The following is a 16507-nucleotide window of genomic DNA, read 5'->3' on the forward strand; positions in this document are numbered from 1 at the left end:
TTATCGCGCACGGGAATGTTATGGCGGCAGGTGCGTTAGCTTTGTTACCCACTATCGAACCAGGACCTCACGTGCACATAACCGACGATGAAATCATCGAACTCCTGGAACAGAACCGCCAACACAATTGCGGCGACCAGGCCGACATCTGCGTCAGCCTGGCAGGGATCGCCAGCCTTCCTTCTCGTTTCGGTGACTTCCAGGTCGCCGGCTTCCACACCAACGTCGACGACAAGGAACATGCTGCTTTCATCCGGGGCGACGTCTGCGGCGCCGAGGATGTCCCGGTTCGGCTGCATTCTGAGTGTCTCACCGGCGATGTTGCCGGTTCGCTTCGCTGCGACTGCCGGGATCAGCTCGAGGCCGCCATGGTCGCCATCGGCAAAATGGACATGGGGATTCTGTTGTACCTCCGTCAAGAAGGCCGCGGGATCGGTCTCACGAACAAGATCAAGGCATATCAGCTCCAGGATCAGGGACTCGATACGGTGCAAGCCAACCTGGCATTGGGGTTTCCAGATGACACCAGGGACTACGGAGTCGCCGCCCACATGTTGCACTCGCTCAATGTGAAATCGATCAAGCTGATGACGAACAACCCCAAAAAGGTTGCCGGCCTTGAACAACACGGCATCACGGTCAACGAACGCATCGCCCACGTCATGGAATCGACCGAGCACAACCTGTCGTATCTCAAGACCAAAGTGGCCAAATCCGGTCACCTCATTGAGTTCGACGAACAGGGCGAGCCACTCACTCAACGGTGAGCCAGGTTGGGGTGTTTCGCAAAGCGTGAGAAAATTCTCGGATGGGACTTAGAGAAACCGTAGAGGGATACCGACAACGAATCACCGACGCAGCGGTGAGTCCGTTCGATCATGCCGAGTTCCCCCTCAGTCGGACACTGACCTACCACGGAGACCCCGGCCTGTTCGGACCGGATTCGATGACGTGGCGGGTGGTTGGCGACTCGGCCGCTTTTGTTGGCGGCGTTCGAGCCCTCCTTATCCAGGCCGCCCATCCGGAAGTTGTGGCAGGCGTATCGGACCATTCGAATTACCGGGAGGATCCTCTGGGCCGCCTATCCCGAACCTCGTCGTATGTCACGGCCACCTCTTACGGGGCGATGCCCGAAGTGGAGACGGCCATCGGCGCGGTGCGACAGGCCCACCGTCCAGTTCGGGGCACTTCCCATCGCGGTCAGGCCTATTCGGCGGGCCATCCCGGTATGGCCGCCTGGGTTCACAACGTGCTGGTGGATTCGTTTCTTGTCGCCTACCAGTTCTACGGGCCCGCTCCGCTCACCAGGGCTGAAGCAGACCAATATGTTTCAGAACAAACCAGACTGGGCGCCTTGCTTGGCGCCGACCCGTTGCCCGCCACCGCTGACGGCATTCACGATTGGGTCACCAATCATCCGGATCTGGATGATTCTCCCGGCATGCGCGAAACAGTCCGGTTTTTGCGCAACCCGAATCAGCTGAAACCCACCATTCGAGCGGGGTATTGGGCGTTACTGGATGCGTCGGTGGCGACCGTCCCTGCCAACCTTCGAGACCTCCTGGGGATCTACTCGATGCCTGGCAACACGTTTCGAGGTCGGCAGGCGGTGCGGACCCTCCGCTGGGCCTTGGGGGCGTCACCATCGTGGAACCTGGCACTACTCCGCACCGACCAACCCATTCCCGAGGGGCTATTCCACGATCGTTTGACCCCCGACACGTTGAACCCCGTGTAGCTGCGACACAGACCGACGGCTACGATTCGCACCTGCCAGATGCAGTGACCCGATGGAGCAACGATGACCGAACCGAGAAACCTTTTTGAGAAAGTCTGGGACGATCACGTCGTCCGTAGCGGGGCCGGGGAGCCGAGCCTCCTCTATATCGACCTTCACCTGGTCCATGAGGTCACCTCACCCCAGGCGTTCGACTCGTTACGGCTGGCGGGGCGCACCGTCCGGCGGCCAGACCTGACGATGTCGACGATCGATCACGGTGTTCCCACCACCGGCCGGGAATTCGGGATCCGGGATCCTCTCTCAAAAAAACAGATCGACACGCTGATCAGCAACTGCGAACAATTCGACATCATGCTGTACGGCCTCGACGACCCCCGCCAGGGAATCGTCCATGTCATCTCACCGGAGCAAGGCGCCACCCAACCCGGCATGACCATCGTCTGCGGAGATTCTCACACCGCAACTCACGGGGCGTTCGGGGCACTCGCATTCGGGATCGGAACCTCCGAGGTCGAGCATGTTCTCGCAACTCAAACTCTTCCTCAGAACAAGCCACAGTCAATGGGCATAACGATCGACGGAGACCTCGCCCCGGGAGTTACGGCCAAAGACATCATCCTCGGCATCATCGCCCTGATCGGGACCGACGGCGCCAACGGCCATGTCATCGAATACAAGGGTTCAGCCATCGAAGCGCTATCGATGGAAGGTCGAATGACCGTCTGCAACATGTCGATCGAAGGCGGCGCCCGCGCCGGCATGATCGCTCCCGATCAGACGACCGTGGACTATCTCAAGGGCCGCCCGCTGGCTCCAACCGGGGCTAACTGGGATCGAGCGGTGACGTACTGGCTTTCACTGAAGAGCGATGAAGGCGCCACCTATGACAAGGAGCTTCACATCGACGCCGCCGACCTGGTCCCCTACGTGTCGTGGGGAACCAATCCCGGTCAAACCCTCCCGGTCACCGGTAACGTACCGATCCCTGAGTACATCGATGACCCAACCGAGCGCGATTCCGCCGAGCGGGCGATCGAATATATGGCTCTCACGCCGGGAATGGCCCTAACCGACATCCGGATCGACCGGGTGTTCCTCGGATCATGCACCAATGGTCGCATCGAAGACCTCCGCGAAGCGGCCGCCGTCGTGAAAGGCAAAACCGTGGCGCCGAACGTTTCAGCCATGGTCGTGCCCGGATCGGGTCTCGTGAAGCTTCAGGCCGAGGATGAGGGACTCGACCAAATCTTCAAAGAGGCAGGCTTCGAATGGCGTGACGCAGGCTGCTCCATGTGCCTCGGCATGAACCCCGACATTCTGGCCCCCGGTGAACGCTGCGCCTCCACCTCGAACCGCAACTTCGAAGGACGACAAGGCAAAGGCGGCCACACCCACCTGCTGTCTCCCGGCATGGCTGCAGCCGCGGCCGTCACTGGCCACTTGACCGACGTAAGGAGCTTGGTATGAACGCCGTCGAAAAGATCACCGGCACCATGGCCCCGCTCGCCAGGGCCAATGTTGACACGGACCAGATCATGCCAAAACAATTCCTCAAGCGGGTCGAGCGCACCGGCTATGGCGAGTACCTCTTCTGGGATTGGCGGAGAACCGCCGACGGGGAAATGGACCCGACGTTCGTCCTTAACCGCCCTGAGTATCAGGAGGCAAAGATCTTGGTGACCGGACCCAACTTCGGATCCGGTTCCTCCCGCGAACACGCTCCGTGGGGCATTCAAGACTGGGGTTTCGAAGCCGTCATTGCCCCGTCATTCGCGGACATCTTCTTCAACAATTGCACAAAGATCGGCCTATTGCCCATTGTCCTAACCGAAAAGGAATGCGCCTATCTCATTGAGTTGGCCGAACACGAACCGGACGCCAGAATCAGCATCGACCTATCTAAACAAACCGTTATCGCCGAAAGCTTTGAAGCGACGTTCGACATCGATCCGTTCATCAAGCACCGACTGCTCAATGGCCTCGACGACATCGGCATCACGCTCGGGTACAGCGATGCCATCGCCGCGTTCGAGGAACAACGGCCTTCCTATAAACCTGTCACATCCTGAAAGCATTCGTTAAGCCTGGTCTACTACGCTCTGTGATCCGACGGGAAAGGGAGTCGAGTGTCTGATCAACCGCATGAGCTGAACAGCGACCAACAGGCGCTTGTTGAAGCAGTCGGAATCGCCAATGCGCCGCTCAGCGCGGCTGAATTGATGGCCGCTACCGGGCTTCCGGTTGACGTGGTCTTGGCGGCCGGGGATGCCCTCATCTCGGCCGGATGGCTTGTCGACGACAGCCGCGGCTATGGCCCTACGGAGCAAGCAACTCAACTGGAAGTCAGCCATGCGCGACGCAGCCAAATCAGTCGACAGATTGGCGCCGCAGTAGCGACTGACCGACCCGAACTAGGCGGCCGCCTGCTGGTTGCCGGAGGGGATGCCGCCGGCGGATTCGACCTGCTCGCCACCGCGGCCCTATCCGGGGAGAGTGGGACCACTGGAGCGCACGACCTCGCCGCGTCGGCCCTGTCAGCAGCGGCCGGACTCGACATCGCCGACGACCTGCTCGGTCAGCTTCACGTCGTCGTCGGCCAACACCGCAAGGCAATGGGAAATTCTGAAGGGGCCAGCCAATCGTTCTCGACCGCGGCCTTGCTTCTTGAGGGCCGGGAGCGCATCGACGCCCTCCGCCTGTGCGCCGCTACCGAAGATGACCACCAGCACCCCCAGGAAGCGGAGCGCTGGCTGGTGGCTGCTCAATACGAGGCCGTGCGGCAAGGAGAAACCAACCTATACGGTTCGCTGCTGGCAGTTCATGCCCTGACGCTTTCGAGGATCGGCTTTCCTGCCGAAGCCGACCGGGCTCTCGAAAAGGGCCGGGCCATCCTGGCCGACACGGGATCGGCGAACGACCAGCTGTCGGCGACGAACGAGGCCTACATCCTGCTCGACCGCGGCTATGCCCGGCAGGCCGAAGCGGCCTTCGCTTCGCTGGCGTTTCAATCCGAACGGGATGGCAACACCATCGGGGCAAGATTCTTCAACGTCTATCACGCTCGCGCCCTGATGGCCGCCGGCAAAGCCGGCGAGGCAGCCGCCTTGCTCGACAGCATCGTGGAGCCGGAAGGCGCATTGCTGTTCCTGAAACAACTGGCTTTGACCGAGGGTGCAGTCTGGTTCGAGCAGTGGCAATCCGCCACCGACCTTGCCAAGGCACTTACGGGCATCATCGCCGCCGAAGTCCCCCAATGGACCAACATCGGACACTTCTACCTTGCCAAGGCGTTGCTCGGCCTCGGCGAAATCGCCGAAGCCAGAACCGAACTAGCCGCGGCCTATGCCACCTGCCCCGCCGGGACCGACGGCTGGCGATGGAGGCTTCGATGCCGAGGATTGGACATGGTGCTCGGCCAGGCCGAGGGGGAGCCCTGGGACCAGACTGCCGCCGAGAACCTGACCGATGAGCTTCTCGTCGCGCGATGGTTCGACATCGCCTGTGACCTGATGATTCACCGGGCCGAGATCGAGAAGGACCAAGAATTGGCCAAACAGGCGGCCGGACTCGCTTCGAGCCTTGGCAATCCCACGCTCGCCATCCGGGCCGCCCATGCCGGGTCTCTGTGGGCTGATTCACAAGTGGCGGACATCGTCCGGGATGCCCGGTCCATCCATGTTGCGCTGGACGATGACTCACGGGAACAGTGGGGCTTGCTTCCCCACGTAGCCGCGGCACTCAGCGCTGAACCACCGGCGCCGGACCCCAACGACCTCACGCTCATCGACGAACTAAACGAGACCCTGACCGCCATCGGACTCGCCGGGTCCGACGATCTCTTGACCCCGGCCCAACGCCATCAACGCGGCCTGGTCCGTCGTCGACCCTCCGCTCGCAAAGCCGGCCGCTGGCTGGGAATCGCCGCCGGAATTGCTGCAGTAATCGGAGTGTCCGTCGTCACGGCTCTAGCGCTTCAACCCGACACGCCCGTGGCTCCACCCGTGACGGTGATCGTGACCGCTTCAACGTCGACCATTCCTCTCACGGTTGAGCAGACTGAGCTACCCGCTCCAGCCGAGCGACTGTCCGGAGCCTCGGTTGCCGCTGGCGACTTTGCCCGAACTGGAGTCACCGACGCTACAGGCGTGAAGATGCCCGGCGGATACTTTTGGAAATACACCGCGGTTGCCGCTATCCGGTCAACCCCTGTTACATACGGCAACCTGGTGTACTTCGGATCCCAGGATTTTTCTGTATACGCGATCGACCAAACGACGAAAGACGTCTTCTGGATCATGCAGACCGGTGGAGCCGTTCTCTCGACTCCGGTGGTGGGTCAGATCGCGAATTCCGAAGGTGCCATCGGGCAGGGGGGCACCACACTGCTTGTAGTAGGGAGCGACGACGGTTTGGTCTACGCACGAGCCGCGGGCACACCGGGGGAATTGGACCCCCTTTGGACCTACCGCATCGACGCACCCGTGCGAACCGGACCAGTTTTCAGCGACAACCTCGTCATCGTGACGGGCGGCGACGGCCGCGTGCATGCCATCCAGGGGGCGGACGGTACCCCGGTTTGGACATACCCGGCCGAAGACCAGGACCCGGTAGCAGCATTCGAGACGTCACCAGCTCTCGCCAACGGTTTGATCTACGCCGGCGACAGCGACGGAGTCATGCATGTCATCAGTTCCGAAACCGGCGAGGCCGTCTGCAGATTCGATACCGGGGCCACCATCACAACCTCTGCATCGATTGTCGACGGGACCGTCTACTTCGGCGACTCGAACCAAGGCGTATATCAGATACCCGAGCACACTTGTCCGACGGATCGAGGGAATGCCGGCCGCATTCAGGTCAGGGCAGACTTCGACGTCATGGCCTATGAGGATCACTTGTTCATGCCAGACGGAGTGACCCTTTATGGATACGACATACCGAGTGGGGAGCCAGCAGGTCTCTTCTACACAACCCCTTCAAACATCAGCACTCCTTCAATAATCGCTGATGGGCTCCTGTATTTTGGCGACCAGAATGGGGTATTGCACGCAGTAGATGCAACCACGCTCAAAGGAGTGTGGACCTTCCAGACGGAAAGCCTGATCCGTTACGAACCGGCGATCGGCGACGGGGTGGTATTCGTCGCTTCCGGCTCGGAGCTATGGGCGATTGGACCCGAAGCACCGTAAAAGGCGTCCGACGTCTTCCTCGCTTTTCTGACTCGGAACCGAAGCTGACCAACCAGCCTTTTCGACTCCCTATGCGCCGTTGCGCTCCACGAGGAGTTTCTTGAGTAGGTCGGGGCGGTCGGTCACAAGCCCGTCGACTCCCATATCCAGGAACCGGGTCATCTCATCGACCTCGTTTACCGTCCACACATGAACCTGTTTGCCCTGGCTTTGCACAACATCAATCAACCGTTCATTGACCACGTTGATCCCCCGATGAAACTCCGGGACCTGAAGCACATCGGCGGTCACCCGCATTGACCGACCGGCCATCGCCCCGAAAACGATCTTGGCCGTCTCGCGGGGTCCGGCGGAGGTGGCTACGCCTTCCCCGGCCAGTTTGCGGAGCGTACGCACCCGCTTCTCCTGAAATGAGCCGAGGATGACCCGATCGGACAGTTTCAAGCGCCGGATCGTGTCGACCATCAGTTGCTCGATTCCAGCCGCCTTCAAATCAACGGTGAGTATCGCGTCCGGGAACGTCATCGCCAGTTCTTCGAATGAAGGAATCGTGACGCCCATCGCCCTGGCGGGGAAATGGTTTACTGGGTCAAATCGGTAGCCGGCATCGATCGCTGCCAGCTCGGCGAGCGAGCGCGCCGAAACCGGACCGGTGGCGTCGGTGGTTCGATCCAGAATTGGGTCATGAAAACACATCAATACGCCATCGGACGAGGCGTGGACGTCGGTCTCAAGATATTTGTATCCGAGGTCAACCGCCCCCTGGAACGCCATCATCGTGTTCTCTGGCCAGAGAACGGTCGAGCCGCGGTGAGCCATTGCGATGGGATACTGATGAGACAGGGCCGGTTTCAGCACAAGGGTAGTGTAGATAGGCGTAGTCTGATGAGGTGATTCGCACTGCCTTTCTGGAAGCCGCTCAGTCCGTCATCGACCTTATTGCCAGTGACGCCGTTGCGGAAGCCTGGACGAGCCCATCGGCTCTCCAAGGATATGATGTGGCCGGCTTGAGCGGCCACCTCGGACGGGGACTCGGCACGCCCCTTCTGTATCTTGAAGAGTCGATTCCGTCCACCGACGAGCCCATCACACCAGGCCAGTACTTTGCCTCCGTCGATGCCGATGACGACGCCTTGCACACCGCCATCAGGGCCCGCGGCGTGAAAGCTGCCGCCAGTGGTCAGGGCGCCTTGGTCACCGAACTCGATCGCACGCTCGAGACGCTCCGGGTCCGCCTTGACGACGAACCGTTCGACCGACGAGTCACGGTGTTCGGAGGCCAGGTGATGTATCTCGATGAGTACCTCGTCACCCGATTGGTGGAGCTGGTTGTCCACGGCGAGGACCTGGCCATCAGCGTCGCTACCGACCCGCCCACGTGGCCCGGAACGGCCATCGACCTCGTGCTCGCCACCCTGGTGGAGGCCGCGGCGATCAAGCATGGACCATCCGCCATTATCACGGCCCTGAGCAGACGCGAGCGGCTGACCGCCTGGCCAAGCGCGCTCTAGTCAGTCCGCGACGAGGTAGACCTCAAGCGTAAGTGTGCTCTGATTGGCCGAGCCGAGTCCCACGGCGATCGCCGTGTTTAAGAATCCGAGTGAGTCATCCGCCGTCTGAAACGTGATTAGCTCTCTGGGATAGGCAACCCCTCGCTCCTCACCTGCGAGCGACACTCCGGTAGCAGAGTACGACACCTTCTGACGGCCCTCGCCGATGACGGCGTGAATATCAAGGTCCATGTGGCCGTCCCCTCGAACCGTGACGTAGTCGGTCCCTACCACCGGGCGTTCGCCATCCCAGTGCGACGAGGTCGCCGAACCTGCAAACGGAAAATCGATTCGCATACCGCCGGGTGTCTGACCGATGACGTTCATTTCGAGCTGGCCGGTTATGGTGCAAAATGGTTGTAGCGAGGGCATGTCGACCTTTCACAAAGTGGCTTGAACCGCGACCCTAGTGACTCAGCGCCCCCGGATACGCCCTCCGGCTGGGTAGGGACTAAAGACCGTAGCCAGGTACCGAAATGTCGGATATATTCAAAGGTGCGGTTAGAACACGAAGGCCGAAAGACCGGGAGACGTAGACCGTAGGATTGGAACGGCTCACGAGAGTCGAGCCAAGGGCAGGAGCCCCGAGAGCTGGATGGCTAGCGGGGCTCTTGTTTATGTTCGCGTGATCGACGAGTCCAGCAGCAGCCACCCCGCCGAGTCGCCCAGGCTGGCAGTCGGTCCCGAGAACTCCACATGGAGGAGCGGAGCACCGCTCGCCGTACCGTCGGAGGACTCGGCAACCCGCTTGCCGGTTCCGGTAATCAGGAAGACGCCGGCGTTCCCGTTCACCCACTCGGGATTGTTGACGAGAAGCTGGACGAGATCCTTGATGTCAGCAGTACGTTGATCCGGTCCGACTGCTCCGACCGAGTTCCAGTCCGCCGGGATCCATGACACAGTCTGGGTACTCCAAGTCCGGCTGCTCATATCAAATCTCGTGTTCGAAAACGCCAAACCGTTCATATGGTCCTGGACCTGTAGGCTCAGGTTGGCCGGCCCGGCAGAAGCCTCATCGACCTGAAACTGGATGTACGCCTTCGTGATGATCGAATTTCTCGGAATCTGAAGGTTCTGGAAGCGAATGCCGACTATCTGGGGACCGCCATCATCGGTCATTTCCAGATCGCTGCTGCCAATCCGCGAGGTACCGTTGGGCCGCTCCTCATTGTCGTCGTCGGAGCTCGACACGCGTACGTCGATGGTGAACGAAGTATCGGTGACGGTCACCGAAATCGTCGCCACCGAACACAAGGGGATCGGGGTCGTCGCATCACATACTCGGTAGGTAAACGAGTCGGCGCCAACGTAGCCGGTCGCCGGCGTATATCGCACAGACCCGCCTCCGACGACGACCACCGCCCCATGCAAGGGCGCTTGAGGAATAGAGACCGACCCGGGATCGAGATCACCCTCAGGATCAGAATCATTGGCCGTCACGGCGATCGTTACGGCTGAGTTCTTGAAGGTAGTCGCAGAGTCATTGACCGCAACAGGGGCGTCTGCGACCGGATTGACAATCACGCTGACGGTAGCCGAAGCGATTGAAACTCCGTCTGACACGGTGTAGGCGAACGAGTCGGAACCGTTCGAGTTGGGGTTCGGAATGTAGTTGCCCGACCCGCAGTTGCTGGGGACGGAGGCGGTACCTTTGGCCGCGGGCGTTGAAATCGAGCAAGAGATCGATGTCACGGCATCGTCAGAGACCACCGGCGTCCACCCAATGGCGTTGTCTTCGGCACCCGAGATCGAGACTGGGCCAGCCGTCGGAGGGTTGTTGACCGTGGCAATGGTGATGCTCACCACGGCCGTCGCGCATAACGGCGTCGGGTTCGTGAAATCACACACCCGGTAGGTAAACGAATCCGAACCGCTGACGCTCGGATTCGGTGTGTACATCACCGTCCCGAACCCGGGAGTGGCGATTCCCTTGAGCGGAGTAGTGACAATCGTTACTGAACCCACGTTGAGATCGCCATCGACATCAGTGTCATTACCGGTCACGTTGATCACAACCGAGGTGGTTCCCGTCGTCGAAGCGCTGTCGTTGGCCGCCACGGGAGCGTCCGCAACCGACGTAATCGTGACAGAGACCAGCGCCTGACCACAACGGTTGCCGCTGTCGCACACTCGATAGGTAAAGGAATCGGAGCCGTTGGCGTTCGGGTTAGGAGTGTACGTGACGGTCCCGTTCACGTTCGGGACCGCGGTGCCCTTGGTACCGTTGCTCACGATCGTTACCGAGCTGGCCACAAGATCGCCGTCGGGGTCGGAATCATTCGCGAGAACGCTTATCGTCGCTACGGTATCCTCAAGGGTGGTCGCCAGGTCGGTGTTCACGACCGGCGAGCTACCCGCCGGGCCGCTCGAGACGTATTCGACGTGCAGCAGTGGTGCCGCTGACACCGATCCGTTATACGACTCGGCTACCCGCTTACCGGTGCCGGTGATCGTGAACGCGATGGAGTTGCCGGACGCCCATCCGGGACGGTTGACCACCGCTTGCACAAGCGCCGAGATATCGGTTGACGTCTGGTCCGGTCCCGAGACGCCGACCGTCGGCCACGCCGGCGGTACCCACGCCACCGACGGCGCCAGGACCGGTCGACTGCTCACGTCGAAACTCGCGCTCGTGAAGGCTGTGGCGTTGTCGGTCGCTTGAGCCTTGATCATCAGGTTGGTTGGCTCTGATGAGGCCTCGTCGACCTGGAACTTCAGGTAGGCACTCGAAATCGTCATGCCTTGCGGCACGGTGAGATTCTGGAACCGGATCCCGACTGTCTGAACGGTGGTCCCGTCAAGGACAAATTCCAGATCGGAACTCCCGATCCGGGTTGCCCCGGCAGGAATCTCCTCGTTGTCATCATTGCCATTGATAACCCGACGCTCGACCACAGTTGGAGCATTGGTCACATCGATGGTCAGAATCGCGGTGTCACATAACGCAGATAGGTCGCACACCCGATAGGTGATTTGAACCGATCCTGAGAACCCCGCGGCTGACGTGTAGGAGATTATGCCCGCCCCGGTAACCGACGCTGATCCGTTGGACGGCGGGGTGACAATCGTGACGGAGGCCGGATTCAGGTCGAGGTCCACGTCCGTGTCGTTGGCAGTCACATTGACCTGGATGGTCACCCCGGCGGCAGCCAGCGCCCCATCGGCAACGGCTTGGGGAGCGTCCGCAACGGATCGGACGGTCATGGACACGAGTCCGGTATCGGTCGAGACCCCGTCACTCACCTGATAGGTAAACGAGGTGAACCCATTGAAGTTGGCCGGCGGTACATAGGAACCCGCTGAACAATTCGACGGCACCGAAGCGGTGCCTACAGTGGGTTGAATCGTGATCAAGCACGTCAGGTTCGACGAGTCAGAATCCGAGACGCTCGGTGTCCACGACCCGGTGACGTCCTCATCAGTGCTGGCCGCGACGTCCCCGGCGGTTGGAGGAGCGTTGAGCGCTCCCACGGACACCGTCACATTGGCGGTGGCGCACAACAATGCGACATCGCACACCTGATACGAGAATGTGCCCTGACCGAGGAACCCGCTTGTCGGGGTGTAGTTGACGGTCCCATCTGGTTGCGGAACCGCGGTCCCACCGGTCGGGCCGGCAGTGATCGTGACCGAGGCCGGATTCAGGTTGCCATCGACGTCTGAGTCGTTGGCAAGTACCGGAATGTTCACCAGGGTGTTCTGGGTTGTCTGGGCAGTGTCGTCGTTGGCAACCGGCGCCGAGTTGGGCTGTGGGGTCGTCGCGCACGATACGTTCGAGTAGCCAGACACCTCGCTAGCGCCCGAAGCGCGCACCCGGTAGCAATACTCGGTCGTGCCTGGCAATCCACCGTCCTGGTAGGTCACTGATCCGGCTGGGACGGTTGCCAGAAGCGAGAACGGCCCGCTGGCGCCGGCGTCCGATCGTTCGATTTCGTGCCCGACGGTTCCGCCGTTGGCATCGGTCCAGACCAGATCAATAGTTCCTTCAGTGGCGGTGGCCCCAAGGTCGGTTGGGGCGGGAAGCGATCCGCACGCCGTACCGAGCGTGAACGTGTCGATGATGCCGTCAGCCAATGAGTGGAACTGGAATGTCACGCCACTCGTGCAGGCTTCGGCGATCATTCCACCATACGAAGCGTTATAGATGACCTGACTCTCTGGAATCTGGACCGGCATAGCTTTTCGTGAGTCGCCGCCGAGACCACCGATGATGTAGGGGAAGCCGTTGACCTCGAGGCGCTCATACAGGTGGGCGTCACCCGACAGCACGACGTCGGCTCCCCACTCCTGGAACGGCCAGCGAGACGCCGATACCGACCCATTGCTGGCAAAAGGTGGATCATGGGCGACCACGATATTCCATGGTGATGTAGAAACCGCCAGCTGGGCTTGCAGCCAGGCGGCCTGAACCGATGAGGCTGTGTTGCCGTCCGGTTCCGACGGGTCGGTGTCCAAAAAGAAGATATGCACCGGGCCTTGCACGATGTCGTAGTAGCGCTCATTGCCCGAGGTGTTCGAGCTGACAATGCCGCCACCTGGAAGCGTGTAGTAATCGAGATAGTCCGCCAGACCACCGCCGTCTTCGATATCGTGGTTACCAAGGGCCGGGAAGAAGCGGTTGAGCGCCGAGCCTTGCCCGAACGCCCCGTCGTAGTTGCCCATATAGGCTGCGTAGTTCTTGCCAACGTTGGCGTCCTGGCCCGCCGGCCCATAACTGTTGTCTCCAAGCGTGATAATGAACTCAGGCCCGAGTCCGCTGATCAACTGAGCTACGGCCGCTTCGTTCGGGTTGCCATCACCAAGGTCGCCTACCAGCCCGAACCGAACCGAACCGGGCTGACCTGCGGATCCATCGACGGCCATGACCGGGGCGAGGTCAGAGACAATGGATTCACCATCATCGGCGGTGAGTTGCAGGACGTAAGAGCCCGCTTGGTCGAACGTGGCTGTCGTGTCGACCGCGGCGGGGTCGGTAAAGTTGACCTCGCCGGGGCCGGAGACTTTCGACCACGTAGTTATCACGCCTGTCACTCCGTCGTCGATGACGTTGCCGTCGAGCGTGGCGGATCCCGACAGGAAGGTCGAGTCTGCCCGGGCCTTCACGATTGGCGGAAGGTTCGCAGAACCAGACCCATACTCGACATGGAGGACTGGCGCATTGTTGGCGCCACCTTCGAACGAATCAGCGACTCGCTTGCCCGTCCCGGTGATGACGAAGACCAGGGCGTTGCCCGCCACCCACCCTGGGCGATCGATGACCTGCTGGACAACCCCGCTCAGGTCAGGGGTGGCCTGGGCAGGTCCGGTCTGTCCGGTAGCCGTCCAGGCCGGCGGTGCCCAGGAAGCTGTCAGCGAAGCCCTCAGGCGGGCGGAGATATTGCCGGGCGTCGTGGTGAATGTGCCTGGATTGTCGGCCGCCTGCACCGCAATCGTCAGGTTGGTCGGTCCCGAGTGGGCTTCATCGGACCTGAATTGGAGGTACGCCGATGTGATTTGTGCGCCCTTGGGGATGGCGAGGCTCGAGTAGCGGATGCCCACGGTCTGCGTCGAGGTTTCCTCCGTCAACTCGAGATCCGAACTGCCAAGCGTCATGGAGCCAGAAGCGGCTTCTTCGGCGTCGTCGGTTCCATTCGTAACGAGGGCCGTCACGGAGAAAGGGGCGGCTTCGACGGCGTCGATCCAACCAGCCACGGGCGGAATGCCCACAATAAGACTGAGTGCTACTACGACGCTTATGAATCGTGGTCGCTTACGCGGCCGACGATGTAATCCCCTGGATCTCCCCCAAGGAGCCATCTTCCCCAACCTTCCCCATCTGACTGCCGGAAGCATAGACCAGAGGCTCCGTCCATCAACCGCAATACCTGACATTGCCTTGGAAATGATTCGACAGACCCAGCCCATCCCGACAGGGAGGAGACCGGACCACCCACAATCGTGGCAATGGCACAGCTCGAATCGCCATCGACAAACAAACGAGCGTTTGTTATGGTTCGCCGATGCCCTCCTTCGACGAGATCATCGCCGCCGACCACAAGATCGAACCCCGCGACGAAATGCCAGAGGCCTACCGGCATACCTTGATCCGCCAGATCGCCCAGCACGCCCATTCAGAGATCATCGGGATGCAACCAGAAGGGACCTGGATCACCAGGGCACCCACCCTCAAGAGAAAGGCCATCTTGATGGCTAAGGTGCAGGACGAGGCGGGACACGGCCTCTATTTGTACTCGGCAGCCGAAACACTGGGCGTTTCGCGTAACGAACTCATGGAACGCCTCCACGAGGGCCGCCAGAAGTACTCTTCGATCTTCAACTATCCGACCCTCACCTGGGGCGATATCGGGGCCATTGGATGGTTGGTTGATGGGGCCGCCATCACCAATCAGTTGATGCTCGCCCGGTGCTCCTACGGTCCATACGCCAGGGCGATGGTGAAGATCTGCAAGGAAGAGTCGTTCCACCAACGACAAGGCTTCGAGATCATGCTCACGCTCGCCAATGGCACGGCCGAACAGAAGGCGATGGCCCAGGACTCGCTAGACCGTTGGTGGTGGCCATCCCTCATGATGTTCGGTCCCCACGATGCCGAGTCAACCCACTCGGAACAGTCCACGGCGTGGAAGATCAAGCGCGTTTCCAACGATCGACTCCGCCAGGAATTCGTCGACATGACCGTCCCACAGGCCGAGTTCCTTGGCTTGACCGTGCCCGACCCCGAACTGCGATGGAACGAGCAGACCAATCACTATAACACCGGCCCGATCGACTGGGATGAGTTCTGGGAGGTAGTGAAGGGACACGGCCCGCTGAACCGGGAACGGATTGCCCACAAAGTCGCCGTTTGGGAGGAGAACGCCTGGGTGCGGGAGGCCGCGGAGGCCCACGCAGCGAAACATGAGGGAACTCGAGACTGATGCCGTATGAAGTCCACTCCGCTCCGGGTGACGAACCCCAATCAGAGGGTCCCCCAACTACGGACCACGGCTGGCCGCTTTGGGAGGTCTTCGTGCGAGCCCGCCGGGGTTTAAGCCACGTACATGTCGGCAGCCTTCACGCGGCCGACGCAGAAACCGCCCTGGAATCTGCCCGCGACGTCTACACGAGACGGTCCGAAGGTGTCAGCATCTGGGTGATCCCTTCGGCGCAGATCGTGGCATCCGATCCTGACGACTCAGACATGCTCTTCGACTCGGACAAGCCGTACCGGCACCCGACCTTCTATGACATACCTGACGAAATCGGTCACATGTGACAGATGCCACGCAACTCGTCCGCTACACACTCCGCCATGCCGACGACTGTCTGGTCCTATCCCACCGGTTGGCCGAATGGTCGTCCCGGGCCCCCGATCTCGAAGAAGACATTGCCCTCACGAACATCGGCCTTGACTTGCTCGGGCAAGCCCGAATGCTCTACTCCTACGCAGGCGACATCGACGGCGCAAAGACCGAGGACAACTATGCGTTCTTCCGCAACGAGCGACAGTTCAGCAACCTGCTGCTCGTCGAACAACCCATCGGAGACTTCGCCAGCACCATCGCCCGGCAGGTGTTGTTTTCGACCTACCAGCAGTTGCTTTGGGACCACATGGGCACTTCCACCGACGCTACGTTGGCCGCCATCGCCGCCAAGGCACGGAAAGAAACCGCCTACCACCTGCGCCACGGCCGCACATGGCTGCACCGCCTGGGAGACGGCACGGATGAATCCCATACCCGAATGCAGTCGGCGGTTGACGCCTTATGGCGCTTCACCGCAGAGCTATTCGCCGTGGACGACCTCGATCTTTCCATGGTGGCAGCCGGAATCGGAGTCGACGTACGTGATCTCGTGGAGCCGTGGCGGGCCAATATCGCCAACGACCTCCAGGAAGCGACCTTATCGATGCCGGACGATCCCCACCAGACCAGCGGAGGTCGGGATGGACGTCACACCAACCATCTCGGGCTGATGCTGGCCGAGATGCAAGTACTCCAACGCACGTATCCGGGTGCCAGCTGGTGAACCAGATTCGCCAGGCCATC

Annotated in this window: 12 protein-coding genes; 9 read left to right on the forward strand and 3 right to left on the reverse strand. The window is 60.9% G+C overall.

Features of this window, described 5'->3' with window-relative positions:
- Positions 1-20 precede the first annotated feature (20 nt).
- The 5 genes from ribA (at position 21) to JJE47_04630 (ending at position 6930) form a co-directional block, all read left to right on the forward strand.
- On the forward strand, positions 21-767 hold the full coding sequence (ribA, locus tag JJE47_04610) for a GTP cyclohydrolase II (GenBank protein ID MBK5266696.1): 747 nt from the start codon (positions 21-23) through the stop codon (positions 765-767).
- Between the two features lie 41 nt (positions 768-808).
- On the forward strand, positions 809-1738 hold the full coding sequence (locus tag JJE47_04615; protein ID MBK5266697.1) for a DUF2236 domain-containing protein: 930 nt from the start codon (positions 809-811) through the stop codon (positions 1736-1738).
- A gap of 63 nt (positions 1739-1801) precedes the next feature.
- Positions 1802-3208 (forward strand): 3-isopropylmalate dehydratase large subunit, encoded by a 1407-nt coding sequence (gene leuC / locus JJE47_04620; GenBank protein MBK5266698.1) that lies wholly within the window; start codon positions 1802-1804, stop codon positions 3206-3208.
- A complete protein-coding gene (gene leuD, locus JJE47_04625; GenBank protein MBK5266699.1) occupies positions 3205-3810 on the forward strand; it encodes a 3-isopropylmalate dehydratase small subunit in 606 nt (201 codons plus the stop codon). The genes leuC and leuD overlap by 4 nt, the downstream gene beginning before the upstream one ends.
- 57 nt (positions 3811-3867) lie before the next feature.
- Positions 3868-6930: a PQQ-binding-like beta-propeller repeat protein gene (locus JJE47_04630; protein ID MBK5266700.1), complete on the forward strand. Its 3063-nt coding sequence runs from the start codon at positions 3868-3870 to the stop codon at positions 6928-6930.
- Between the two features lie 69 nt (positions 6931-6999).
- On the opposite strand, the gene JJE47_04635 is transcribed toward JJE47_04630, so the two are convergent.
- Complete coding sequence (locus tag JJE47_04635) at positions 7000-7788, reverse strand: glycerophosphodiester phosphodiesterase (GenBank protein ID MBK5266701.1); 789 nt, start codon at positions 7786-7788, stop codon at positions 7000-7002.
- 32 nt (positions 7789-7820) lie between these two features.
- On the opposite strand from JJE47_04635, the gene JJE47_04640 reads away from it, so the two are divergent.
- A complete protein-coding gene (locus tag JJE47_04640; GenBank protein ID MBK5266702.1) occupies positions 7821-8441 on the forward strand; it encodes a maleylpyruvate isomerase N-terminal domain-containing protein in 621 nt (206 codons plus the stop codon).
- On the opposite strand, the gene JJE47_04645 is transcribed toward JJE47_04640, so the two are convergent.
- Both JJE47_04645 and JJE47_04650 read right to left on the reverse strand, forming a co-directional pair.
- On the reverse strand, positions 8442-8852 hold the full coding sequence (locus JJE47_04645) for a DUF3237 family protein (protein ID MBK5266703.1): 411 nt from the start codon (positions 8850-8852) through the stop codon (positions 8442-8444).
- Positions 8853-9095: 243 nt separating this feature from the next.
- Positions 9096-14186, reverse strand: a complete 5091-nt coding sequence (locus JJE47_04650) for a tandem-95 repeat protein (GenBank protein ID MBK5266704.1) — start codon at positions 14184-14186, stop codon at positions 9096-9098.
- A 293-nt stretch (positions 14187-14479) separates the two neighbouring features.
- Between JJE47_04650 and paaA the strand changes: the two genes are divergently transcribed.
- The 3 genes from paaA to paaC are packed head-to-tail and all read left to right on the forward strand — an operon-like array spanning position 14480 to position 16487.
- On the forward strand, positions 14480-15397 hold the full coding sequence (gene paaA / locus JJE47_04655; protein MBK5266705.1) for a 1,2-phenylacetyl-CoA epoxidase subunit A: 918 nt from the start codon (positions 14480-14482) through the stop codon (positions 15395-15397).
- Positions 15397-15735 carry a 1,2-phenylacetyl-CoA epoxidase subunit B gene (gene paaB, locus JJE47_04660; GenBank protein MBK5266706.1) on the forward strand — a complete coding sequence of 113 codons (339 nt, stop codon included), beginning with the start codon at positions 15397-15399 and terminating at the stop codon, positions 15733-15735. Before paaA ends, paaB begins: the two co-directional genes overlap by 1 nt.
- Positions 15732-16487: a phenylacetate-CoA oxygenase subunit PaaC gene (gene paaC / locus JJE47_04665; GenBank protein ID MBK5266707.1), complete on the forward strand. Its 756-nt coding sequence runs from the start codon at positions 15732-15734 to the stop codon at positions 16485-16487. The genes paaB and paaC overlap by 4 nt, the downstream gene beginning before the upstream one ends.
- The last annotated feature ends 20 nt before the right edge of the window (positions 16488-16507 follow it).

Source organism: Acidimicrobiia bacterium, from assembly GCA_016650365.1.
Lineage (GTDB): Bacteria > Actinomycetota > Acidimicrobiia > Spongiisociales > JAENVV01 > JAENVV01.